Annotated in this window: 23 protein-coding genes; 14 read left to right on the top strand and 9 right to left on the bottom strand. The window is 22.1% G+C overall.

Annotation, left to right across the window (positions count from 1 at the left end):
- Window positions 1–107: 107 nt before the first annotated feature.
- The 8 genes from hisG to hisIE are packed head-to-tail and all read left to right on the top strand — an operon-like array spanning window position 108 to window position 7,281.
- Window positions 108–965, top strand: a complete 858-nt coding sequence (hisG, locus tag H0H33_RS00970; protein WP_185878056.1) for an ATP phosphoribosyltransferase — start codon at window positions 108–110, stop codon at window positions 963–965.
- A gap of 15 nt (window positions 966–980) precedes the next feature.
- A complete protein-coding gene (hisD, locus tag H0H33_RS00965; protein ID WP_185878055.1) occupies window positions 981–2,276 on the top strand; it encodes a histidinol dehydrogenase in 1,296 nt (431 codons plus the stop codon).
- A gap of 8 nt (window positions 2,277–2,284) precedes the next feature.
- Window positions 2,285–3,370: a histidinol-phosphate transaminase gene (gene hisC / locus H0H33_RS00960; RefSeq protein WP_185878054.1), complete on the top strand. Its 1,086-nt coding sequence runs from the start codon at window positions 2,285–2,287 to the stop codon at window positions 3,368–3,370.
- A gap of 4 nt (window positions 3,371–3,374) precedes the next feature.
- Window positions 3,375–4,535, top strand: coding sequence for a bifunctional histidinol-phosphatase/imidazoleglycerol-phosphate dehydratase HisB (hisB, locus tag H0H33_RS00955; protein ID WP_185878053.1), 1,161 nt, complete (start codon window positions 3,375–3,377; stop codon window positions 4,533–4,535).
- A gap of 11 nt (window positions 4,536–4,546) precedes the next feature.
- On the top strand, window positions 4,547–5,131 hold the full coding sequence (hisH, locus tag H0H33_RS00950; protein ID WP_185878052.1) for an imidazole glycerol phosphate synthase subunit HisH: 585 nt from the start codon (window positions 4,547–4,549) through the stop codon (window positions 5,129–5,131).
- Between the two features lie 21 nt (window positions 5,132–5,152).
- A complete protein-coding gene (locus H0H33_RS00945) occupies window positions 5,153–5,881 on the top strand; it encodes a 1-(5-phosphoribosyl)-5-[(5-phosphoribosylamino)methylideneamino]imidazole-4-carboxamide isomerase (protein WP_185878051.1) in 729 nt (242 codons plus the stop codon).
- 5 nt (window positions 5,882–5,886) lie between these two features.
- Window positions 5,887–6,645 (top strand): imidazole glycerol phosphate synthase subunit HisF, encoded by a 759-nt coding sequence (hisF, locus tag H0H33_RS00940; protein WP_185878050.1) that lies wholly within the window; start codon window positions 5,887–5,889, stop codon window positions 6,643–6,645.
- A gap of 12 nt (window positions 6,646–6,657) precedes the next feature.
- Window positions 6,658–7,281, top strand: a complete 624-nt coding sequence (gene hisIE / locus H0H33_RS00935) for a bifunctional phosphoribosyl-AMP cyclohydrolase/phosphoribosyl-ATP diphosphatase HisIE (RefSeq protein ID WP_185878049.1) — start codon at window positions 6,658–6,660, stop codon at window positions 7,279–7,281.
- Here hisIE and H0H33_RS00930 read toward each other — a convergent pair.
- From H0H33_RS00930 to rsmA, 3 genes are read right to left on the bottom strand one after another with little or no spacing between them, the layout of a single operon-like run.
- Window positions 7,267–7,872 carry a 7-carboxy-7-deazaguanine synthase QueE gene (locus H0H33_RS00930; protein ID WP_185878048.1) on the bottom strand — a complete coding sequence of 202 codons (606 nt, stop codon included), beginning with the start codon at window positions 7,870–7,872 and terminating at the stop codon, window positions 7,267–7,269. The genes hisIE and H0H33_RS00930 overlap by 15 nt on opposite strands.
- Window positions 7,869–8,735 carry a bifunctional 5,10-methylenetetrahydrofolate dehydrogenase/5,10-methenyltetrahydrofolate cyclohydrolase gene (locus H0H33_RS00925; RefSeq protein ID WP_185878047.1) on the bottom strand — a complete coding sequence of 289 codons (867 nt, stop codon included), beginning with the start codon at window positions 8,733–8,735 and terminating at the stop codon, window positions 7,869–7,871. The genes H0H33_RS00930 and H0H33_RS00925 overlap by 4 nt, the downstream gene beginning before the upstream one ends.
- Window positions 8,725–9,516, bottom strand: coding sequence for a 16S rRNA (adenine(1518)-N(6)/adenine(1519)-N(6))-dimethyltransferase RsmA (rsmA, locus tag H0H33_RS00920; protein ID WP_185878046.1), 792 nt, complete (start codon window positions 9,514–9,516; stop codon window positions 8,725–8,727). The genes H0H33_RS00925 and rsmA overlap by 11 nt, the downstream gene beginning before the upstream one ends.
- 117 nt (window positions 9,517–9,633) lie before the next feature.
- Between rsmA and serS the strand changes: the two genes are divergently transcribed.
- Window positions 9,634–10,905: a serine--tRNA ligase gene (serS, locus tag H0H33_RS00915; RefSeq protein WP_185878045.1), complete on the top strand. Its 1,272-nt coding sequence runs from the start codon at window positions 9,634–9,636 to the stop codon at window positions 10,903–10,905.
- Window positions 10,906–10,914: 9 nt separating this feature from the next.
- Window positions 10,915–11,877: a methylenetetrahydrofolate reductase [NAD(P)H] gene (gene metF / locus H0H33_RS00910; protein ID WP_185878044.1), complete on the top strand. Its 963-nt coding sequence runs from the start codon at window positions 10,915–10,917 to the stop codon at window positions 11,875–11,877.
- Window positions 11,878–11,886: 9 nt separating this feature from the next.
- Here metF and H0H33_RS00905 read toward each other — a convergent pair whose 3' ends face one another.
- The 3 genes from H0H33_RS00905 to H0H33_RS00895 all read right to left on the bottom strand — a co-directional run bounded on the left by H0H33_RS00905 (window position 11,887) and on the right by H0H33_RS00895 (window position 14,047).
- Window positions 11,887–12,864 carry a pyruvate dehydrogenase complex E1 component subunit beta gene (locus tag H0H33_RS00905; RefSeq protein WP_185878043.1) on the bottom strand — a complete coding sequence of 326 codons (978 nt, stop codon included), beginning with the start codon at window positions 12,862–12,864 and terminating at the stop codon, window positions 11,887–11,889.
- An 81-nt stretch (window positions 12,865–12,945) separates the two neighbouring features.
- Complete coding sequence (locus H0H33_RS00900) at window positions 12,946–13,506, bottom strand: hypothetical protein (protein WP_185878042.1); 561 nt, start codon at window positions 13,504–13,506, stop codon at window positions 12,946–12,948.
- A 46-nt stretch (window positions 13,507–13,552) separates the two neighbouring features.
- Complete coding sequence (locus tag H0H33_RS00895) at window positions 13,553–14,047, bottom strand: dihydrofolate reductase (RefSeq protein WP_185878041.1); 495 nt, start codon at window positions 14,045–14,047, stop codon at window positions 13,553–13,555.
- A 42-nt stretch (window positions 14,048–14,089) separates the two neighbouring features.
- Here H0H33_RS00895 and H0H33_RS00890 point away from each other — a divergent pair, with 42 nt between their 5' ends.
- The gene (locus H0H33_RS00890; protein ID WP_185878040.1) at window positions 14,090–16,750 is read left to right on the top strand and encodes a valine--tRNA ligase; all 2,661 of its coding nucleotides are present in this window, start codon (window positions 14,090–14,092) and stop codon (window positions 16,748–16,750) included.
- Window positions 16,751–16,756: 6 nt separating this feature from the next.
- Here the strand turns inward: H0H33_RS00890 and H0H33_RS00885 are convergent, their stop codons facing one another.
- The 3 genes from H0H33_RS00885 to H0H33_RS00875 are packed head-to-tail and all read right to left on the bottom strand — an operon-like array spanning window position 16,757 to window position 18,576.
- Window positions 16,757–17,506 carry a TPM domain-containing protein gene (locus H0H33_RS00885; RefSeq protein WP_185878039.1) on the bottom strand — a complete coding sequence of 250 codons (750 nt, stop codon included), beginning with the start codon at window positions 17,504–17,506 and terminating at the stop codon, window positions 16,757–16,759.
- A 24-nt stretch (window positions 17,507–17,530) separates the two neighbouring features.
- Window positions 17,531–18,139 carry a LemA family protein gene (locus tag H0H33_RS00880; protein ID WP_185878038.1) on the bottom strand — a complete coding sequence of 203 codons (609 nt, stop codon included), beginning with the start codon at window positions 18,137–18,139 and terminating at the stop codon, window positions 17,531–17,533.
- Window positions 18,140–18,141: 2 nt separating this feature from the next.
- A complete protein-coding gene (locus tag H0H33_RS00875; protein ID WP_185878037.1) occupies window positions 18,142–18,576 on the bottom strand; it encodes a nucleoside-diphosphate kinase in 435 nt (144 codons plus the stop codon).
- 91 nt (window positions 18,577–18,667) lie between these two features.
- Between H0H33_RS00875 and H0H33_RS00870 the strand changes: the two genes are divergently transcribed.
- The 3 genes from H0H33_RS00870 to argS are packed head-to-tail and all read left to right on the top strand — an operon-like array spanning window position 18,668 to window position 23,966.
- Window positions 18,668–21,094 (top strand): alpha-ketoacid dehydrogenase subunit alpha/beta, encoded by a 2,427-nt coding sequence (locus H0H33_RS00870; RefSeq protein ID WP_185878036.1) that lies wholly within the window; start codon window positions 18,668–18,670, stop codon window positions 21,092–21,094.
- A gap of 44 nt (window positions 21,095–21,138) precedes the next feature.
- Entirely contained in the window at window positions 21,139–22,200 is a 1,062-nt protein-coding gene (locus tag H0H33_RS00865; protein WP_185878035.1) for a branched-chain amino acid aminotransferase, read from the top strand.
- Window positions 22,200–23,966 (top strand): arginine--tRNA ligase, encoded by a 1,767-nt coding sequence (gene argS / locus H0H33_RS00860; protein WP_185878034.1) that lies wholly within the window; start codon window positions 22,200–22,202, stop codon window positions 23,964–23,966. The genes H0H33_RS00865 and argS overlap by 1 nt, the downstream gene beginning before the upstream one ends.
- Window positions 23,967–23,978 lie beyond the last annotated feature (12 nt).

Genomic DNA, 23,978 nt, shown 5'->3' with positions numbered 1-23,978 from the left:
TACTTATATTTGCCTAAATACATAATTTGTAAAGTAAAAGAATAAGATTGAAAAATAAAAATAAAAAGCTTACAAAAGTAAGCTTTTGTTATTTTTTCTCCTAATATATGGATAAACTTAAAATAGCTATTCAAAAATCGGGACGTCTTTATGAAGACTCAATTAAATTATTGAAAGACTGTAGTATCGAAATTAATATTGGTATAGATAAATTAAAAACAACAGCATTAAATTTTCCTTTAGAAATTCTTTTTTTAAGAGATGATGATATTCCTCAATATTTAGAAGATGGAGTAGCTGATATAGGAATCGTAGGAAAAAATGTATTATTGGAAAAAAGAAAAAAAATAAATATAAAAGAATCTTTGGGTTTTGGAAAATGTAGATTATCTATAGCGGTTCCTAAATCCTTAATTTATAAAAATATAAATGATTTAAATGGAAAAAAAATTGCAACAAGTTATCCTTTTTTGGTAAAAAAATTTTTTAGAAAAAAATGTATTAAATCTGATATTCATGAAATATCAGGAGCCGTAGAAATAGCTCCTGGTATAGGATTAGCTGATTGTATTTGTGATTTAGTAAGTAGTGGATCTACATTATTTATGAATGGATTAAAAGAAGTAGAAACTATATTAAAATCAGAAGCTGTTTTAGCGGCAAATATTAATTTAACATTTTCAAAAAAAATAATAATGAATAAACTATTATTTAGAATTAGATCAGTAAAACAAGCAAAAAATAATAAATATATATTATTAAATGCACCTAACAAACAATTACAAAGTATAATATCATCTCTTCCAGGAATTAAAAATCCTGTTATACTTCCTCTATCAAATTCGAAATTTAGTTCTGTTCATTCCGTTATTAACGAAAATGATTTTTGGAAAATTATAGAAAATTTAAAATCACTTGGAGCGAAAGATATTTTAGTTATTCCGATAGAAAAAATTATATTATAAAATTATTAACATAACATGATTGAAATAGATATTGAACCTAAATTTAATAATATATTAAAATTTATTTTTAATAAAAAAAATTCAAAAAAAAATTCAATATTAACATCATTAGTTTCATCTATAATAAAAAATGTAAAAATATATGGAGATCTAGCTTTAAACCATTATACTAAAAAATACGATAATGTTGATATTAACATATTTAAAGTTTCTGATGAAGAAATTAATAAATCTAATAAAAAAATATCAAAAGAATTAAAAAATTCTATTACAAAATCATATGAAAATATAAAATATTTTCATGAAAATCAAATAAATAAAATTCAAAAAAAAATAACACCTGTAGATGGAGTTAACTGTTGGACTAAAAATATACCTATAGAAAAAATTGGGTTATATATCCCTGGAGGGACTGCTCCACTTATATCTACTATATTGATGTTAGGGGTACCTGCTAAATTAGCTGGATGTAAAAATATAATTTTATGTACCCCCCCTAACCAAAAAGGAAGTGTACATCAATCTATTTTATATACAGCAAAATATTTAGGAATATATCATATATATAAATTAGGAGGAGCACAAGCTATTGCTGCAATGGCATATGGAACAAAAAGTATTCCCTCTGTATATAAAATATTTGGTCCAGGAAATTCTTATGTTAATAAGGCAAAAAAAATTATTTCTCAAAAAACATCTGTATCTATAGATGTCCCTGCTGGACCATCTGAAGTTGTTATCATTGCAGATAATACAGCAAATCCAAATTATGTAGCTTCTGATGTATTATCTCAATTAGAACATGATACTGAAAGTTATGCTATTATAATTACTACTAACAAACAATCATGGATTCATGAAATGAATAAATCTTTAAAAAAACAAATAAATTATCTAGAAAATAGAAAAAATATTATAAATAAATCTATAAAAAATAGTAAAATAATAACTTTTTCTTCTATAAAAGAATGTATAAAATTATCAAATGAAATTGCTCCAGAACATTTAATTATTAACTGTAATAATTATTATGAATGGAGTAAAAAAATATTTAATGCAGGATCTGTTTTTTTAGGAAATTATTCCCCGGTAAGTGCAGGAGATTATGCTACAGGAACGAATCATGTTCTTCCTACTAATGGTAGTCCAAAATCATATAGTGGGATATCTATTGATAGTTTTATAAAAAAAATGACTTTTCAAGAAATATCTAAAAAAGGTCTAAAAAATTTATCAAAATGTATAAATACTTTATCTTCAGAAGAAGGATTATTAGCACATAAAAAATCTATTGATATAAGATTAAAATAGTATAAATAATGAGTAAAATACAAAATTTTGATTTATCTTCTTTGATAAGAAGTAATATTTTAAATATAAACCCATATTCATCAGCTAGATATGAATTTAGTGAAATAAATAACAATAAATATATATATTTAGATGCGAATGAAAATTCGTTTGGAGCACCCTTGTGTTTTAAAAATTCTTATAATAGATATCCTGATCCATTACAAGAAAAGTTGAAACAAAAAATATCAAAAATAAAAAAAATCCCTGTACGTAATATTTTTTTAGGAAATGGTAGCGACGAAATAATAGATTTATTATATAGAATTTTTTCTCGTCCAGAAATAGATAACTCAATAATATTCCCTCCTACATATGGAATGTATGAAATAATAGGTAATATCCATGGAATAAATGTAATAAAAATTCCTCTTATAAAAGAAAATTATCAATTAAACTTAATTAAGTTAAAATCAGTTATTAATAAATATAGTAAAATTATATTTATTTGTACTCCTAATAATCCAACAGGAAACGATATTAAAAAAGAATATATTGAAGAAATATTAAATACATTTCACGGTATTGTTGTATTAGATGAAGCATATATAGATTTTTCATCAGAAGAGTCTTTTTCAAAAAAAATTAGTAAATATCCAAATTTAATAATTTTACAAACTTTATCTAAATCTTGGGGGTTAGCTGGGATAAGAATAGGTATAGGAATCGCTTCGAAAGAAATTATAAAATTAATGAATAAAATTAAATATCCTTATAATATAAGCATGCTATCACAAAAAATAGCAATAGAATCACTTGAAAATAAAAATATTTTTTTAAATCATTTAAAATCTATCATTAAAGAAAGAACTAATATAATTAAATCTTTAAAAAAAATTTCTTTTATAAAAAAAGTATATCCTAGTTCAACTAATTTTATATTAGTAAAAATAAATCATTCTTCAAAAAATTTGTATCGTTATTTAATTAATAATAACATCATTGTTAGAGATAGATCAAAAATTATATTATGTAATAATTGTATAAGAATTACTATTGGTACTCATGAAGAAAATAAATATTTAATAAATAAAATTAAAAAATATATTATTTAAAAAAATGAAAAAAATATTATTTTTAGATAGGGACGGGACTATTATAAAAGAAAATAATAAAGATTATCAGATTGATTCTATTGAAAAGATTCACTTTCATAAAAAAGTTATATCATCTTTATCAAAAATTTTAAAAAAATTAGATTATGAATTGGTTATGGTTTCTAATCAAGATGGATTAGGTACTAATAAATTTCCAGAAGATAAATTTTGGGTAATACATAATCATATATTAGGTATTTTGAAATCAGAAGAAATTATTTTTAAATCCATTCATATAGATAAAAGTTTTCAAAATGAAAAATCTAATAATAGAAAACCTAACATAGGAATGTTGTCTAAATATTTATATAATAATAAATATAATATAAATGATTCTTTTGTAATAGGAGATAGACTTACGGATGTTTTACTTGCAAAAAATATAGGATGTAAATCTATATGGATAAAAGAAAATAATGACCATTATAAAAATTTTACAGAAGAAGAAAAATTTTATTATTCTAATTCAGATAAGAAAATTTTAGAAAAAATAATTAAGTTAAAAACTAACAATTGGGAAAAAATATATCAATATTTATATAAAATAAGAAATAAATTAATATACAAACGTATTACATCAGAAACTAATGTTGAAATATCACTTGATATCTATGGTAACGGACAATATCATATAAATACAGGAATAGGTTTTTTTAATCATTTACTTGAACAAATATCTGTTCATAGTCTTATGGATATTAACATTAAAATTATAGGAGATAATCATATAGATGAACATCATACTATAGAAGATTGTGGAATAACTTTTGGAAATATTTTTAACAAACTTTTATGTAAAAAAGGAATAGAACGTTATGGATTTTATATTATTCCTATGGACGATTGTTTATCTCAAGTTGTTATAGACTTAGGAGGTAGAGAACAATTATCATGGAAAGTTAAATTTCATAGAGAAAAAATAGGAGACGTTCCTACAGAAATGTTTTATCATTTTTTTAAATCTTTTTCTTCTTCTGCTAAGTGTAATATATATATTCATTCAATCGGAATAAATGAACATCATAAGATAGAATCTATTTTTAAATGTTTTGCCAGAGCAATTAAAATGGCTGTTAAAAAAAATTATACTAATAAAGTATTTAGTTCAAAAGGATTATTATAATAATAATATTTATGAAAATAATTATCATAAAATACCCATCAGGTAATCTACAATCGGTTATTTTTTCTTTAGAAAGAATTGGAGTAGAAGCAGTATTAACTAATTCTATAGAATCTATTCAAAATGCAGAAAAGATAATTTTACCAGGAGTTGGAGATGCTAATTTTGCAATGAAATTTTTAAAAAAAAAAAAAATAGATGCTATTATACCTAAATTAAAACAACCTGTTCTAGGAATATGCTTAGGTATGCAATTATTATGTAAATACTCAGAAGAAAGTAATACTGAATGTATGGGGGTTTTTGATGTTCCAGTTAAAAAATTTAAGTCTAAATATAAAAAAATTCCTCAAATTGGTTGGAATACAATTTCTCATTTAAAAAGTAATATATTTCACAATATACCTGATAATAGTTATCAATATTTTATACATGGATATTATGTTCCATTAGTATCATATACTATAGCAGAAACAGAATATATAATTAATTATAGTTCAGCAATCCATAAAAAAAATTTTTATGCTGTTCAATTTCATCCTGAAAAATCATCTTTTATAGGACATAAAATATTAGAAAATTTTATCAAATTATGATAAATAAAATTATATGATAATATGAATTATAATAATATTATTATTGCTATAGATTTAATAGATAATAAATGTGTTCGTTTAACACAAGGTAATTTTTTTAAAAAAAAAATTTATAGTAATGATCCACTAGAAGTTTCTCTAATTTTAAAAGATAATGGAATATCTAGGTTACATTTAGTAGATTTAGATGGAGCAAGAACAGGAAAAATTGTACATTGGAATATTTTAAATAAAATTGCAAAAAATACAGATTTAATTATAGATTTTGGGGGTGGAATAAATAAAAATGATGATATAAAAGCTGTATTTGATAATGGTGCATCTATAGCTACTGTGGGAAGTATCGCAATAAATAATCCTCTTTTATTAAAAGAATGGATTAAAACTTATGAAGATAAAATATTATTAGGCATAGATATAATTAATAACAAAATTGCTATTCAAGGATGGAAAAAAATATATAATATTCATATTTTTGATTTTATAGATAAAATATATTCTTATAATATAAAAAATATTTTTTGTACAGACATCCAAAAAGATGGATCTTTGTCTGGACCTTCATTTTATTTATATAAAAAAATTATAAAAAAATATCCCAAATTAAATTTAATTGCTAGTGGTGGAGTAAGTAATATAAAAGATGTTAAAAATTTAATAAAAATGGGGTGTCATGGAGTAATTGTTGGAAAGGCATTTTATGAAAGAAAAATACTACTTAAAGATATAAAAAAATTATTTAATAAATAATATTCATGTTAACTAAACGAATTATACCATGTTTGGACATTAAAAATGGAAGAACAGTAAAAGGGGTAAATTTTAAACAATTGAAAGACGCTGGAGATCCAATAAAATTGGTTCGTTGGTATACAGAACAAGGAGCCGATGAATTAATTTTTTTAGATATAACAGCTACGAATGAAGATAAAAAAATTTTACTAAAATTGGTAAAAAAAATGTCATATTATATTAATATTCCATTTACTGTTGGAGGTGGGATTAAAGAAGAAAAAGACGTAGAAATGTTATTAAAATGTGGAGCAGATAAAATATCTATAAATACTGCAGCATTTAAAAATCCAAATATCTTAGATGATTTGTCTAAAAGATTTGGTAGTCAATGTATAGTCCTAGCTATTGATACTAAGTACAACAATGGTAAATGGACAGTTTATTTAAATGGAGGAAGAATATCTACAAATATCAATACTATAGATTGGGCATATGAAGGATATAATAGAGGCGCTGGTGAAATATTATTAACCTCTATGAATCATGATGGTACAAAAAATGGATTTGCTCTTGATATTACAAAAAACATATCTGAAAAAATTAATATACCAGTGATTGCATCTGGGGGTGCGGGTTCTTTAAATGATTTTTATAAAGTTTTTAAAAATGGAAAAGCAGATGCAGCATTAGCTGCTAGTATATTTCATTATAATGAAATAAAAATACATGATTTAAAAATATATTTAAAAAATAAAAATATTCCTGTTAGAATAACATAAAATATCATGAATATGAAAAAAAAATTTCAATCCATTTATCAAAAAATTAATTTTAAAAATGATATAGTACCAACTATTATACAAGATTATAAATCTAATTTAGTTTTAATGTTAGGATTTATGAATAAAGAATCATATAAAAAAAGTATTCTTGATAAGAAAGTAACATTTTATAGTCGATCTAAAAACAGATTATGGACTAAAGGAGAAACAAGTAATAATTTTCTTTTTATTAAAGATATACTAATTGATTGTGATGGAGATACTTTATTAATAAAAGTAAAGCCTAATGGACCTGTTTGTCATAAAAAAACGGATACTTGTTGGAAAGAAATAAATAAGAGGAATTTTCTATTCCTTTTAGAGGAAATAATTTTAAATCGAATTTTTTGTAAAAATGAAAAAAATGATTCATATGTAAAAAAATTATATAAAAAAGGTATGAATAGAATTATACAAAAATTTGGAGAAGAATCAATAGAATTAATTATTGAATCTAAAGATAATAATGATAATAATTTTTTAAATGAAGCTGCAGATTTATTATTTCATTATCTTATTTTATTAAGAAAAAAAAATTTTACTATAAAAAATGTAATAGATATTTTAGAAAAAAGACATCTAATTAATATTTAATATTTTATGAATCTGTAATGATATTCTCCATTTTGGATTATTTTTAATATAATGAATAATTTTAGGAGTAATTTTTTTTTTATTATTCCATTCAGGTTGTAAAAATAGTACACATTTTTTTTTTATATACGACGCTTGTTCTTCTGCAAATAAAAAATCTGTTTCATTTGAAATAATAATTTTTAATTCATTAATTTTTTCATAATTTTTTTTTAAAGGTACTTTATTTTTTTTAGGAGAAATAGTTATCCAATCTATATATATATTATTTATTGGATAAAATCCAGATGTTTCAATATGAATACGGTATCCTTGTTTTTTTAAAATTTTTATTAAAGGAAATAAATTCCACATCATAGGTTCTCCTCCTGTTAAAATTATTATTTTTGAATTAATATTGATATTAGATATTATTTTTTTTATTGAAATAAAATCGTCATTATGTATGTTCCAACTTTGTTTAGTATCACACCAATTACATCTGATATGACAACCTTTAAAACGAATAAAATATGATGGAGTTCCAAAAAAATAACCTTCTCCTTGAATAGAATAAAAACATTCTTGTATTGGAAATTTAATCTCATTCATTTTATATTGTTTAATGCAGCTTTTAATGTATTTTGTAATAGCATTGCTATTGTTATAGGGCCCACCCCCCCTGGAACTGGAGTAATATAAGAAACTTTTTTGTATACACTTTTAAAATCTACGTCTCCAATTATTTTATTAAGAATATTATGAATCCCTACATCTATAACGACAGCTCCTTTTTTTATCATTTTTCCTGTAAGAAATTTTGGTATTCCAACAGAAACTATGATGATATCAGCTTTTTTTGTATAAAATTCTATATTAGGAGTTTTACTATGAACAAGAGTAACTGTACTATTACCAATAGTATGGTTTCTACTCATTAAAATACTAACGGGTCTACCCACGATTAAACTTCTTCCAATTACTACAGTATATTTTCCATGTATTTTTATATTATTTTTTTCTAATAAAGTAATAATTCCTAATGCAGTTGCAGGATAAAAACAATCGATTCCTAGAATCATCTTTCCAATATTTTCAGGATGAAATCCATCTACATCTTTTTTTGGATTAATAGATAAAATAATTTTATTTTGATTAATATGTTTTTCAAGAGGTAATTGAACAATAAATCCGTCTATCGTTGGATTTTCATTCATAAATTTGATTTTATCTAATAAAATATCTTCTTTTATATTTTTTTGGAGTTGAATTAATGTGGATTGAATACCTATATTTTTACATTCTTTAATCTTATTTCTTACGTATAAAATGCTAGATTTATTATTACCTGTTAAAATAATTCCTAAATGAGGAATTTTTTTATTTTTATTTAATATTTTATTTTTTATTTCTCTATTAATTTCATTTTTTATTTTAACAGCTAATTGATTACCATCCAATAATTTATTTAACATTTGAAATTTTTATTTCTTTTATTAATTGAATAAATTCTTTAATAGATAATTCTTCTGCTCTTTTATTTAAAAATGGTATTTCATATAAATTTAAAATATTTATCGATTGTAGAGAATTTTTTAGTTTTTTTCTTCTTTGATTAAATGCAATTTTCACACATTTAAAAAATAATTTCTTTTCTTCAAAAGAAATTATGTTTTTTTTTCTTTTTAAAAAAATTACTGATGATTCTACCCTAGAAAAAGGTAGAAAATTATTTTTTTTTACTGTAAAAAGATATTTTATTTCATAAAATGACTGTACTAATATTGATAATATTCCATGTTTTTTTCCACTCTTAGAAAGAATTCGTTCTACAAATTCTTTTTGAAACATACCAATACATTCTGGTATATAATGATGATATTTTAATATATGAAAAAGTATTTTTGAAGATATAGAATAAGGAAAATTACCAATAATTGCGAAATTATATAACGAAATTTCTTCTGGATTCCATTTTAAAAAATCTCTATTTATAATATTTTTATCAGAAATAAAAAAAATTTTTTTTATAAAAGTGATTAATTCTTTATCAATTTCTATTAAGAAAAAATTTTTAATTAGTTTTTTTTTTTTTAGTTTTAATAAATTTTTTGTTAAAATTCCTAATCCTGGACCTATTTCTACAACAATATTATAATTATTAAGTGAAAGGTTATCTACAATTTTTCTAGCTATATTATTATTTTTTAAAAAATATTGATCAAACTTAATCTTTTTAAAATGTGATTTATACATTATACAAATATAAAAATATTTAATTTGCAATTTTTTATTTATTATGTTTTATTAAAATCTTAATTATAATTCGATAATTCATTTTAATCATAAAAAATTATAATAATTATACAAAGTATGTTAAAAACTTATTTTTTACGTAAAAATAAAGAAAAGGTATTATTAGGATTAAGAAAAAGAAGATTCAAAAAATTATATTTAATAGATGAAATATTAATGTTAGATAATGAAAAAAGAGAAATTCAAATTTCTTTAAATAAAATATTAGAAAATGAAAATATTTTATCTAGAAAAATATCTAATTTTATAAAAAATAATAAAGATTTATCTCAAATAAAATATTTAATAAACAATTCTATTCTTTTAAAAAAGAAAAGAAAATATTTTAAAAAAAAATTAAAAAATATTACTGTCTCCATAAATGAAAAATTAATTTGTATTCCCAATATACCAAATGATAGTGTTATAGAAAATTATGATAAAAATTATATAATTTTTCAACATGGAAAAACATCTTCTTATATAAAGAATCCTCTTCCTCACTGGGAATTATCTAAAAAATTTAGATTATTTGATTTAAATTTAGGTTCAAAAATATGTAAGTCTGGATTTGCAGTATATATAGATAAGTGTGCAAAACTACATAGAAGTTTAATACAGTATTTTTTAGATAAAAATACTAGCAATTTTTATACAGAATATAGTTTACCATATTTAATTAATAATATATCTGGATTTTCTACAGGACAACTACCAGATAAAAATAATCAAATGTATTTTATAGAAAAAGATAATTTTCATCTTATTCCAACTGGAGAAATACCTCTTATGAATTGTTATAGAAATAAAGTTTTTAAAGATACAGATCTTCCTATAAAAGCTACTACCTATACCTCTTGTTTTAGAAGAGAGGCTGGATCTTACGGTTCTAAAACTAGAGGATTAAATAGACTTCATCAATTTGAAAAAGTTGAAATTATTCAAATTTCTGTTCCTGAAAATTCAGATCATTCATTACATGAAATGATTACACATGTAAAACAAATTTTAAAATCATTAGAATTACCCTTTCGTATTATTCAATTAAAAGCATCAGATTTAGCTTATTCGTCATCTATTACCTATGATTTTGAAGTTTATTCTATTGCTCAAAAAAAATGGTTGGAAGTTAGTTCTATATCAAATTGTAATGATTTTCAATCAAGAAGATTAAATATTAAATATAAAAAAAAATTTACAGGAGAAATTGAATATTGTCATACTTTAAATGGAAGTTCATTGGCTTTACCTAGAATATTAATTTCCATTTTAGAAAATAATCAAACAGATCATAAAATTAATATACCAAAAGTATTAATCCCTTATACAGGATTTCATTATATCAAATAATTATAACTTATGAAAGTTACAGACCATATATACAAAACAAAAAATAGTTTATTTTCTTTTGAAATTTTACCTCCTTTAAGAGGAAAAAATATTAAAGATATTTTCTCAAGTTTAGACCCGCTAATGGAATTTAATCCACCTTTTATTGATGTTACTTATCATCGTGAAGAATTTATTTATATAGAAAAAAAAAATGGATTATTAAAAAGAAAAAAAATATCAAAACGACCAGGGACAATCAGTGTATGTGCAGCTATTATGAATAAATATAAAATTGATGCAGTACCGCATATAATATGTGGAGAGTTCAATAAACAAATGATAGAAAATATTTTAATAGATTTAAATTTTTTAGGTATCAATAATGTATTATTACTCAGAGGAGATCCATTAAAATATGAAGAAAAATCTTTCTCAAATATAAATGGATATAAACATGCCTCTGATTTGGTTAAACAAGTTAAAAATCTAAATTTAGGTAAAACTGTTAATAAAAATTTTCTACAAAAAAGAAATTTTCAAATATTTGATTTTTGTATTGGTGTTGCAGGTTATCCTGAAAAACATTTAGAATCTCCTAATATAGAAAGTGATTTATTTTTTTTAAAAAAAAAAGTAGAATCAGGAGCAGATTATATTATAACTCAAATGTTTTTTGATAATAAAAAATATTTTTCTTTTGTAGAAAGATGTAGAATGGAAGGAATTTCAGTACCAATTATTCCTGGAATAAAACCAATTTCTTCTAAAAAACAACTTAATAGTTTACCTTCTAAATTTTACTTAAGTATACCTAACGAATTAGTAAAAGAAATCGAAAAAACTGAAGATAAAAAAGATATATTTCATATAGGAATAGAATGGGCAATTCATCAATCCAAAGAATTGAAAAATTATGGAGTTAAAATTATTCATTATTATACAATGAATAAACCTGAAATCATTTATAAAATAGTTCAATCTATTTTTTAATTTAAAATATTAAATATAAAGAGTTTCTTTTATAGATTCAATTACTTTTTTTTCATTTGGAAACCAATTTTCTACTAAATTAGATGCATAAGGAGCTGGCGTGTCTAATAAAGTTACCCTATTAATAGGTGCATCTAAATAATCAAATGCCATTTTTTGTACAAAAAATGATATTTCAGATGCAATAGATGAAAATGGCCATGATTCTTCTAATATCACCAAACGATTAGTTTTTTTTACAGAAAAAATTATAGAATTATAATCTAATGGACGTATAGTTTGAATGTCTATAACTTCTACACTAATGTTATCATTATTTAATTTTTCTGCTACATTCATTGCTATTTTCATTATCTTTCCAAAAGATACTAAACTCACATCCTTACCCTTTTTTTTTATACTTGCTTTTCCAATGGGTAATAAATATTCTTTTTTTGGTATCATCATTTTGTCTCCATACATTTGTTCGGATTCCATAAAAATTACAGGATTATTATCCCTTATAGATGATTTTAGTAATCCCTTTGCATCATAAGGGTTACATGGTATTACTACTTTTAGACCAGGACAACTAGCAAACCAACTTTCAAAAGATTGAGAATGTGTGGCTCCTAATTGACCAGCAGATCCAGTTGGGCCCCTAAAAACTATAGGAATATTCCATTGTCCTCCACTCATATAATATATTTTAGCAGCATTATTAATAATTTGATCCATAGCTATTAAAGAAAAATTAAATGTCATAAATTCTATAATAGGTCTACATCCATTCATAGCTGAACCAATTCCTATACCAGAAAATCCCAATTCTGAAATAGGAGTATCAATTATTCTTTTTGATCCAAATTCATTTAACATTCCTTTTGATGCCTTATAAGCTCCATTATATTGAGCAACTTCTTCACCCATAAGATATATTGATTCATCTCTTCTCATTTCTTCGCTCATAGCATCGGATATAGCCTCTCTAAAAGTTTTTTCTTTCATACATAGTTTTTATAAAAAGTAAAATAACGAAATATTAAAGTAATTACTTTAATATTTCGTTTATTAAATTTAATTTTAAAGTTAATGATAATAATAGATTATACCTGATGGTTTTTTACTTTGAATTTCAAAGAATTTTTCTTGTTTTCTTTTTATAAGATTTTTTTCTTCTTTCATCTCACGCAATGAACGATTAAGATATTGAATAAATTTATTTTTATCTTTAATGATTTCTGCTAATTCATTTTCAAATTTTTCATGTTTTCTTAAATCTTGGATAGCTGTTCCATATTCTTTACTGTCAGGTACTTGATCTATTATAAACTGGATTTTATTTTTCCCTTTTTCATTAGTTTTTTTTTGAAAATCCATTATTTCATTAAATCGATTATTATATTTATTTCTATCTCTTTCTGTTCTACTAATTCTTTTTTCTAAATCATTCATCTTGTTAGATAAATATTCATAATCTAATTCATCATCATTTTCTGAAATATCATCATTATTTGAATCAGAATGACTTTTTTTAGGTACTACCGAACCGCTATCATCATCAAGGGCCACAACTTCGTCGTTACAAGATACAACGGTAAAACCTAATAATAGGAAAACTGTTGGGATCCAATTTTTAGTGATATTCATAATTAATATATTTTATAATATTTGTTTTTTGTAATATATAAAAATATTAATTAATTTTTAAATTTATTTTCTCTAATGTTATAAAACTATAATTATATAAATGTTTTTCATCCTTTTTACAAAAGGATTCTTTTATTTTTTTCCAATATTTTTTTTCAATTTTAGGAAATTTAGAGTCTCCATTAAAATTTTTATGAACTAAAGTTAGTTCTATTAAACTAGCTATTTTAATCATTTTATGATATAACTGTTCTCCTCCAATAATATATATTTTTTTATAAGGAAGTTTATAAATTTCTTCTTCTGAATGAATTATTTTTATTTTTTTTAATAAAAAATTTTTATTTCTTGTTAGTATGATATTATTTCTTTCAGGAAGAATTTTACCAATTGAATCAAAAGTTTTTCTTCCCATAACAATGGGTTTTCCTAAAGTTAATTTTTTAAATCTTTTTAAATCATTAGGAAGATTCCACATTAATTTATTTTTTTTTCCTATAAATCCATTTTTTGAAACTGATGCAATTAATATTATTTTCACAATAAATTAATTTAAAATTTATATATATATTTAATATATGTTATGAATTTTGATATACCGAAAAAATACGATCATAAATTTGTTGAAAAAGAAATATATGATAAATGGATAAAAGGTGATTATTTTTCTTCTTATCCAGATAATCGTCAACCTTATACTATTATTATGCCCCCCCCAAATGTTACTGGTAAATTACATATAGGACATGCATTGAATAATACTATACAAGATCTATTAGTAAGATATTCAAGAATGAAAGGATATAATGTATGTTGGGTACCTGGATTAGATCATGCATCTATTGCAACAGAGGCAAAAGTAGTAGAAAAATTAATTGAAAAAAAAAAATATAAAATTGATTTAGGGAGAAAAAAATTTATATCATATGTATTAAAATGGGTAGAATTTCATAAAAAAATTATTTTAGATCAAATAAAAATATTAGGATGTTCTTGTGATTGGAATCGTTTTCAATTTACTATGGATGATAAATTATATCAATCGGTTATAAAAGTTTTTATTGATTTGTATAAAAATGGATATATATATAGAGGATACCGAGTAGTAAATTGGGATACTAAATCAATGACTACTATATCTGATGAAGAAATAATATATAAAAATAAAATTAGATGTTTATATTATATAAAATATAAGATAGAATGTAAAAATAAATATGTTGTAATCGCTACTACCAGACCCGAAACCATTTTTGGTGATACTGCTATTTGTGTTAATCCAAACGATAATCGTTTTATTCATCTAAATGAGAAAAAAGTGATAATTCCGATTATTAATAAATCTGTACCTGTAATAAAAGATTCGTGTGCAGATATGAATTTTGGAACTGGATGTTTTAAAGTTACTCCAGCACATGATATTCGTGATAAATATTTGTCTGAAAAATATCAACTAGATGTAGTCAATATTTTTAATAAAGATGGTACTATGAATGAAAAAGGACTTCATTATCAAAATATGGATAGATTTTATGTAAGAAAAAAAGTAATTGAAGAATTGAAAAATATAGGATGTTTATTAAAAATAGAGAAGTTAAAACAAAAAATAGGATTTTCAGAACGTTCTTTATCAGAAGTTGAATATATACCATCTATTCAATGGTTTTTAAGAATGAAAGAAATGTCAAAAAAATCTTTTGATTCTATTAAAAATGAAGAAATATTATTTTATCCAAAAGAACATAAAAAAATTTATTTTCAATGGATGAAAAAAATTAGAGATTGGAATATATCTAGACAATTATGGTGGGGTCATCGTATTCCTGCATTTTTTTATGGAAAAGGAATTAATGATTTTGTAGTAGCGAAAAATTTTAAGGAAGCTTTAAAAGAAGTTAAGAAAAAAATTAAATATAGTAGATTTACTATTCATGATTTAAAACAGGATCCAGATGTTTTAGATACATGGTTCTCATCTTGGATATTACCTTTATCTGTATTTGATGGAATAAGATATCCATATAATAATGAAATTAAATATTATTATCCATTAGATGATATGGTAACGGGATCAGATATATTATTTTTCTGGATTTCAAGAATGATTATGTCTAGTTTTTTATTAAAAAACGAAAAACCTTTTAAAAAAGTTTTTTTTACTGGAATAATTAGGGATATAAATAATAAAAAAATATCAAAATCATTAAATAACTCTCCAGATTATACATACTTAATTAATAAGTATGGAGCAGATTCAATAAGATTTGGAATAGTTTTAAAAACTATTGCAGGAAAAGACTTTTTTTTTGATGAAAAAATATGTTTACAAGGAAGAAATTTTGTTAATAAAGTTTGGAATGCATTTCGTTTGATAAATAGTTTAAAAAAAGTAAATAAGTTTAAAAAAAATGAGGAATATATACCTCCGTATTGTGTTAAAAATTGGATAATAAATCGTTTTTATTATATATTAGATATTATTAATCAACATATATTAAAATATAAATTTAACGAATCGTTAATGATTTTATATAAATTTTTTTTGTATGATTTTTGTTCTATTTTTTTAGAAATAATTAAACCAGATAAAAAAAAATATCTTTCAGAAGAAACATATCTTTTTATTATTAAATATTTTGAAAAAATATTAAAATTATTACATCCATATATTCCATTTATATCGGAAAAAATATGGAATCTAATTAAGATTAGAAAAAACAATGAAGCATTAATAATATCTTCTTGGCCTGTCAAAAAAAAATTTGATATTAAAGTTGTTAATTCATTTGAAAGAATAATTAAAATAATATCATTAACACGTAATATAAAAAATAAAAATCGTATAAATAAAAATGCAACTTGCATATTATTTTCCATGAAAAAAGAAAATAAAAAATATTATTCTATATTAAATAAATTAGCTAATATTTCAAAAGTTGTGTTATTATCTAATGAACCAAAAAATTCTTCATCTTTTTACTTTTTTTTATTAAATTCCGAAAAATTTTTCTTATTATTTAATGATTCAATAAAATCTAAAAAATTACATTATAAAGATAATATTATAAAAAAGATTAAACATCTTAAAACATTTTTGTCTATAATAAAAAATAATTTATTAAATAAAAATTTTTTATTATCTGCCCCAAAAAAAATTATATTAAAAGAACAAAAAAAAAAAATAGATACAATTAAAAAGATAAATTCGTTAGAAGAATATCTAAAATCTATACAAAAAAAATAATTTTTATTACCAAGACTCATCCGATCCACCACCTCCAAAATGACCTCCTTCTCCAAATCCATTAAAAAAATCATCATCATTTTCAACATTATAATTTTTTAAAAAATTTGTTATAATAAATATATTTAATAATGAATTATTACTCATTATATATGGTGATATATATGGTGATATAAATATAATAATGAAAATACTAATAATCCATATTATGATCATTATAAATGGAAAAGCCTTTGTATTAGATTTTTCTTTTTGAAAAGAATTATTTAATTTTTTATATATTTCTTTTGTACAATAATCTATAGAATCATAATACATATTTTTTTTTAATAAAGGTTTAACTTTTTTTATTATCTTATTTGTTAAAATATCAGTAATATAAGGTTCTATCCCGTATCCATTTTGAATAGATATTTTTTTTTCTTCTACCGATAGTAGAATAACTATCCCATTATTTTTTTTTGATTTCCCTATTTTCCATTTTTCTCCCAACTTTTGGGCTATTAAATTTATATCGTTATTATGAGTAGTTTTAACGATACATACTAAAATTTCTGTAGATGTTTTTTTATAATATGAAATAATACTTTTATTTAGATTATGTATTTGTTTTTTTGATAAAATTTTTGCATAATCTTGAATTGGATATATTTTGTAAGGAGGATCAGTAATATGAAAATCATTTGCCATTATTGAAATAAAATTTATAAAAAAAATTAATAATGTAAATAATATTTGTTTTAAAAAAATTTTCATATTACTATTTTTTTTAGTTTAATTTTAATTCAAAAAATTAGAAAAATCCACAGTAATAGATTGATTTGATTTAATAGATTTTAAATAACCTTTTTCTTTAAATATTTTAAAAGAATTTGCTAGTAATATTCTAGGAAACTGACTACGATAGGTATTAAAATTATTTACTTCTTCATTAAATTTATTTTTTTCTATATTTATTCTATTTTCAGTTCCTTCTAGTTGATGTTGTAATTCATAAAAATTTTCTGTAGATTTTATATTGGGATAATTTTCTAGTATAATTAAAAATTTTCCCATATAATGATTTAAATTTTCTTGTTTTTTTTGAAATTTATCTATTTCATTTTGATTTAATTCGTTTGAATTTAATTGAATATTACTTGCTTTTGATCTAGCTTCTATCACTTGGTTTAAAGTTTTATTTTCAAATAATGATGATCCTTTTACTGTATTTACTAAATTTGGAATTAAATCCAATCTTCTTTGATAAACATTTTCAACTTGTGCCCATTGGTTATTTACTTTTTCGTTAAGTTTAATTAAATTATTGTATACATTAATACTCCATAATCCAATAATAAACGATAATACTAATAAAGATATTATAAATGTTAAAAAAATTTTTTTCATCGTTATAATAAAATTGAAGAATTGGAAAAAATAAATAAAGATTCTTTAATAGCGTTTTCATTAGAATTAGAACCATGAATAGCATTCATGTTTAAAGATGTTGCATATAGATTTCGTATTGTACCTTTTTTTGCAACTGTTGGATTCGTATCTCCTATTAATTTTCTAAAATCTTTTACTGCATTGTTTTTATTTAAAATCATTGATAAAACAGGACCAGAAGTAATAAAATCTATTAAATGACTAAAAAAATATTTATTTTTGTGTTCATCATAAAACTTTATAGCTAATTTTTTGGATATTTTCATTGTTTTTATTGATTTTATACTAAATCCTGCTTTAAATATCATCATTAATATAGGAAACGTATATCCATTTTGTATTGCATCTGGTTTTATGATAGAAAGAGTTATTTTTCCATAGTAATTTCGTATCATAAATACATGGTATAAATTTTTTACCAAAAATAAATAAAGAAATTTATATAATAACAATTCTATTATTATTCTTTATAAAAAATTTAATATAATGAAAAGATTTTACGATTTTTTTAATAAATCATCTTTTGATTCATTTAAAAAAATGGTGATAAAAGATTATAAATTAGCAGTAATAAGTCGTGAAACTAGCATCTTAGGACGAAAGGAAGTTCTTAATGGAAGAGCAAAATTCGGAATTTTTGGAGATGGAAAAGAAATACCTCAAATCGCTATGTCTAAAGTATTTAGAAATGGAGATTTTCGTTCTGGATATTATAGAGACCAAACCTTTATGATGGCTATTGGTGTATTAACTGTAAATAATTTTTTTTCACAATTATATGCTCATTCTAATATAGAATTAGAGCCCTCTTCTTCAGGAAGAATGATGACATCACATTTTAGTACAAGATCTTTGGATAATTATGGATGTTGGAATGATATATCTAAACAAAAAAATTCTAGTGCAGATACGTCTCCTACAGCATCTCAAATGCCTAGATTATTAGGGTTAGCTCAAGCATCAAAAATATATAGAAAATTAAAAATTTTAAAAAAAACACACAAAAAATTTTCTAATAATGGAAATGAAGTTGCTTTTGGAACTATTGGTAACGCAAGTGTTGCTGAAGGTTTATTTTGGGAATCTTTAAATGCAGCATCAGTATTACAAATTCCAATAATAATTTCAATTTGGGATGATGAATATGGAATTTCAGTGCCTAATAAATATCATTTTTCAAAAAAAAATATTAGTGATTTATTAAAAGGATTTTGTAGAAATCAAAAAGAAAAAGGTATAGAGATTATTAAAGTAAATGGATACGACTATATTAATCTTATAAAAACATATATTGAAGCTGATGAAATAGCTCGTAAAGAATATATACCTGTTATAATACATGTTAAAAATTTAACTCAACCTCAAGGACATTCTACTTCTTCTTCACATGAGAATTATAAATCCAAAAATCGTTTAAAATGGGAAATTAAAAATGATGGATTAAAAATATTTAGAGAATGGATTTTAAATTTTAAATTTAATGGAATTAAAATCATAAAAAATCATAATATTTTACATAAAATAGATATTGAATCAAAAAAATATGTAATAAAAAAACAAAAAGAAGCATGGATTCATTTTAAAAAATCTATAAATTCAATTAGATTTCATGCATTGGAAATAATAAAAAATATAAAAAAAGAACATCCTAATTGTAATTGGATTAAAGAATATACTAATGATTTATATAATGATAATATAATAACAAAAAAATCTATATTCTTTCCGATAAGAAGATTGTTATGTTCATTAAGCCAAATAAAATCTAATTCATTTATTCATTCAAATTCAAAAAAGATTTTGATTAAATGGATGAAAACACAATATAGAAAAGAATCGAATAATTATTCTTCACATTTATATAGTAATTCTATCTATTCTTTTAAAAATTTTTATGAAATTTTTCCAACATATAATTATTCCTCTTTAGAAGTTGATGGAAGAATTATTTTAAGAGAAAACTTTGATAGATTATTGAAATTATATCCTGATTTATTAATCTTCGGAGAAGATGTTGGGAAAATGGGGGATGTCAATAAAGGACTAGAAGGTTTACAAAAAAAATATGGAAAAACCAGGGTTTTTGATACTGGTGTAAGAGAGTCTACTATTATAGGACAAGGTATAGGATTGGCTATGAGAGGATTACGTCCTATAGTTGAAATACAATATATAGATTATATTTTATATGCATTACAAATTATTAGTGATGATCTTGCTTGTTTACAATATAGAACTAAAGGAGGACAAAAATCACCACTAATTATTAGAACAAGAGGTCATCGTTTAGAAGGAATATGGCATTCTGGATCCCCCATAGGGGGGATTATCAATTATTTAAGAGGAGTTTTGATCCTCGTACCTAGAAATATGGTAAAAGCAGCTGGCTTTTATAATACATTATTATCATCAGATGATCCAGCTTTAGTAATTGAATGTTTAAATGGATATAGAATTAAAGAAAGATTACCTAATAATTTAGGAGTTTTTAAAACTCCTATTGGAATAGTAGAAAAAACAAGAAAAGGAAAAGATATTACTATTGTTACTTATGGATCTACATGGAAAATTGTAAATGAAGCAGCCGAAGAGTTATTTAAATTTAACATAAATAGTGAAATTATTGATATTCAATCTTTAATTCCTTTTGATTTACAACAAGATATAGTAAAAAGTTTAAAAAAAACTAATAAACTACTAATTGTAGATGAAGATGTCCCAGGTGGTGCTTCTGCTTATATTATGCAAAAAATATTAGAGGATCAAAATGGATACTATTATTTAGATAGCCCTCCTAATACCATAACAGCCAAAGAACATAGACCACCTTATGGATCAGATGGAGATTATTTTTCTAAACCTTCTGTTGAAGATATTATAGAAAAAGTAATAAAAATTATAAATGAAAATTAAAAAATAAATAATTTTATTTTTGTAATATTTTATTTAATGATTTTATGAAAATAAGAAAAACTATATGTTCAAGAATAAAAAATATAAATTTTAATAATATTTCTTTTGGTAAATATTATTCAGATCATATGTTTATTTCAAAATTTAACAATGGAAGATGGAAAGATTCTATAATTAAACCATTTGAAAAAATATTGTTATCTCCTATATCATTAGTTTTTCATTATGGACAAGCTGTATTTGAAGGTATGAAAGCATATAAAGATAAAAAAAATAAAGTTTTTTTATTTCGTCCAGAAGAAAATTTTAAAAGAATAAATAAATCTGCGATTCGTTTAGAAATGCCTGCTATACCTGAAAATATATTTATGAATGGATTAAAGAAGCTTGTAGATATAGATAGAAATTGGATACCAAAAAGCTATGGAAAATCTTTATATATTCGTCCTTTTTTAATAGCTACAAGTGGAATTTTATCAGCAAAACCATCTAAAGATTATATATTTATTATTATATCAACTCCAGTTGATTCTTATTATAATCATCCTTTAAAAGTTAAAATAGAAGAAAATTATAGTAGATCTGTAAAAGGAGGAGTAGGATTTGCAAAAGCTGCAGGAAACTATGCATCGTCATTTTATCCAACTAAAATAGCAAATAATGAAGGATTCGATCAAATTCTTTGGACCGATTCTTCTACTCATACAAAAATAGAAGAATTAGGAACTATGAATGTATTTTTTTTATTAAAAGATAAATTAATAACGCCAAAAGCGAATGATAGTATATTAAGAGGAATTACTTGTAATAGTATACTTACTCTAGCTAGAGAAGAAAAAATTATAGTAGAAGAAAGAGATTTAAATGTTTTGGAAGTTATAGAAGGAATAAAGAAAGGTGATCTAAAAGAAGCTTTCGGATGTGGAACCGCTGCTGTTATAATTTTTTTTCAATCTATTAGTTATAAAGGAAATAACTATTATCTTCCTGATTTATCAAAACCAGAAAGATTATCACTTCGACTAAAAAAAAAATTATTAGATATACAACATAATTTATCAAAAGATATTTTTGGTTGGAGAGTTTTATTAAAAAAAAATATATAATGAATAAAAATTATTTTCAACCTGTAGAAAAGATTATTAGAATAGCAATATTGAGCATTTACAAAAAAAAAATTATAAATTTAGATTTTCAATATCCTAAAAATAAGGATTTTGGTGATATTTCTTTAGTGTTATTTTCATTATCTATCGATCTTAATAAACCTATTAAAGAAATAGGAGAAAATATAGGAAATTATGTTAATAATGCATTAAATGGATCTATTAAATTTTTTATTTTAAAAGGATTTTTAAATTTTATTTTTAATAATGATTATTATGTATCCCTTCTTAAAGAAATGTCTAATTCAGATTTTTTTTATGAGATAAAAAAAAATTTTTTTTTAAAAAAAAAAAAAATAATGATAGAATATTCATCTCCTAATGCTAATAAACCTCTTCATTTAGGTCATTTAAGAAATATCCTTATTGGATCATCTATGTCAAATATATTAAAAATGATTGGACACGATGTAATACAAATACAAATAATTAATGATAGAGGAATACATATATGTAAATCTATAGTTGCATGGAAAAAATTTGGAAAAGGTATGACTCCAATTAATAAAAATATTAAAGGAGATCATTTTGTTGGTAAATATTATAGTATTTTTGAAAAAGTTTATCGTGAAGAGTTAAAAAAATATAAAATAAAAGAAACTCCTATATTAAAATGCGCAAGAATATTATTGAAAAAATGGGAAAAAGGAGATGTGAAAACTGTAGATTTGTGGAAAAAGATGAATAATTGGGTTTATAATGGATTTACAGATACTTATAAAAAATTGGGGGTAAATTTTAATATAACAGAATATGAAAGTGATATATACAATATTGGAAAAAAAATTATAAAAAATGGTCTTAAAAAAGGAATTTTTTTTAAAAAAAAAGATGAATCAATTTGGATTGATTTTGATACAAAAGGATTTTCTCCAAAACTTTTATTAAGATCTGATCAAACTTCAGTATATATAACTCAAGATATAGGTAACGCTATAAAACGTTTCAAAGAATTTAATATGGATAGTATGATTTATGTTGTCGGAAAAGAACAAGAAACTCATTTCAAAATTCTATTTAAGATCCTAAAAGATCTTGGATATTTATGGATTAATAAATTATTTCATTTTTCATATGAAATGGTTTTTCTTCCAACTGGAAAAATGCAATCTAGAATTGGAAATATTGTTGATATAGATTATATAATATCAAAAATGACATCAATAGCAAAAAATAATTTTTATGAAAAAAAATTAATAAAAAAATATAAAAAAGATAAAGTTATTTCTTATGAAAAAATAGGATTAAGTGCTCTCAAATATTATTTTCTTAAAATAAATCCTAAAAAAAAAATTATTTTTGATCCTTTAAAATCTATAAATTTTAAAGGAAAAACTGGAGTATATATTCAATATACCTATTCAAGAATCCGTTCTTTAGAACGAAAATTTTTTAAAAATTGTTATTTAATAAATAATTATTGGAATAATACTACATTTAGTATATATGAAAAAAATGTAATTAAAGTTATTAACAAATATCCATTTGTACTAATAAAGTCATCCAATAACTTTGATCCATCTTTATTAGCAAATTATGTTTACGAAGTATCTAAAACATTTAATCGTTTATATCAAAAAAAAAAATTAATAGATGTTACAAATATTGTTTATAGTAATATTTGTATGAATATAATTCATATAACAGGAAATATTTTAAAATCTGGAATGAATTTATTAGGAATAGACGTGATAGATAGAATGTAGATTTATTTTAAT

This window comes from Blattabacterium cuenoti (genome assembly GCF_014252415.1).
Classification (GTDB): domain Bacteria; phylum Bacteroidota; class Bacteroidia; order Flavobacteriales; family Blattabacteriaceae; genus Blattabacterium; species Blattabacterium cuenoti_Y.
Note: the sequence above shows the minus strand (reverse complement) of the source record. Positions and strands in the feature narration are given on the sequence as shown.

What these genes read in the sequence shown, in the direction of transcription:
- metF (WP_185878044.1), top strand. Translation starts at nt 10,915, where the DNA reads ATGAAAGTTACAGACCATATATACAAAACAAAAAATAGTTTATTTTCT.
- hisG (WP_185878056.1), top strand. Translation starts at nt 108, where the DNA reads ATGGATAAACTTAAAATAGCTATTCAAAAATCGGGACGTCTTTATGAA.
- H0H33_RS00890 (WP_185878040.1), top strand. Translation starts at nt 14,090, where the DNA reads ATGAATTTTGATATACCGAAAAAATACGATCATAAATTTGTTGAAAAA.
- H0H33_RS00865 (WP_185878035.1), top strand. Translation starts at nt 21,139, where the DNA reads ATGAAAATAAGAAAAACTATATGTTCAAGAATAAAAAATATAAATTTT.
- serS (WP_185878045.1), top strand. Translation starts at nt 9,634, where the DNA reads ATGTTAAAAACTTATTTTTTACGTAAAAATAAAGAAAAGGTATTATTA.
- H0H33_RS00870 (WP_185878036.1), top strand. Translation starts at nt 18,668, where the DNA reads ATGAAAAGATTTTACGATTTTTTTAATAAATCATCTTTTGATTCATTT.
- hisD (WP_185878055.1), top strand. Translation starts at nt 981, where the DNA reads ATGATTGAAATAGATATTGAACCTAAATTTAATAATATATTAAAATTT.
- H0H33_RS00905 (WP_185878043.1), bottom strand. Translation starts at nt 12,864, where the DNA reads ATGAAAGAAAAAACTTTTAGAGAGGCTATATCCGATGCTATGAGCGAA.
- H0H33_RS00930 (WP_185878048.1), bottom strand. Translation starts at nt 7,872, where the DNA reads ATGAATGAGATTAAATTTCCAATACAAGAATGTTTTTATTCTATTCAA.
- hisIE (WP_185878049.1), top strand. Translation starts at nt 6,658, where the DNA reads ATGAAAAAAAAATTTCAATCCATTTATCAAAAAATTAATTTTAAAAAT.
- hisB (WP_185878053.1), top strand. Translation starts at nt 3,375, where the DNA reads ATGAAAAAAATATTATTTTTAGATAGGGACGGGACTATTATAAAAGAA.
- hisH (WP_185878052.1), top strand. Translation starts at nt 4,547, where the DNA reads ATGAAAATAATTATCATAAAATACCCATCAGGTAATCTACAATCGGTT.
- H0H33_RS00945 (WP_185878051.1), top strand. Translation starts at nt 5,153, where the DNA reads ATGAATTATAATAATATTATTATTGCTATAGATTTAATAGATAATAAA.
- H0H33_RS00885 (WP_185878039.1), bottom strand. Translation starts at nt 17,506, where the DNA reads ATGAAAATTTTTTTAAAACAAATATTATTTACATTATTAATTTTTTTT.
- H0H33_RS00925 (WP_185878047.1), bottom strand. Translation starts at nt 8,735, where the DNA reads ATGTTAAATAAATTATTGGATGGTAATCAATTAGCTGTTAAAATAAAA.
- H0H33_RS00880 (WP_185878038.1), bottom strand. Translation starts at nt 18,139, where the DNA reads ATGAAAAAAATTTTTTTAACATTTATAATATCTTTATTAGTATTATCG.
- H0H33_RS00875 (WP_185878037.1), bottom strand. Translation starts at nt 18,576, where the DNA reads ATGATACGAAATTACTATGGAAAAATAACTCTTTCTATCATAAAACCA.
- hisC (WP_185878054.1), top strand. Translation starts at nt 2,285, where the DNA reads ATGAGTAAAATACAAAATTTTGATTTATCTTCTTTGATAAGAAGTAAT.
- argS (WP_185878034.1), top strand. Translation starts at nt 22,200, where the DNA reads ATGAATAAAAATTATTTTCAACCTGTAGAAAAGATTATTAGAATAGCA.
- H0H33_RS00900 (WP_185878042.1), bottom strand. Translation starts at nt 13,506, where the DNA reads ATGAATATCACTAAAAATTGGATCCCAACAGTTTTCCTATTATTAGGT.
- rsmA (WP_185878046.1), bottom strand. Translation starts at nt 9,516, where the DNA reads ATGTATAAATCACATTTTAAAAAGATTAAGTTTGATCAATATTTTTTA.
- hisF (WP_185878050.1), top strand. Translation starts at nt 5,887, where the DNA reads ATGTTAACTAAACGAATTATACCATGTTTGGACATTAAAAATGGAAGA.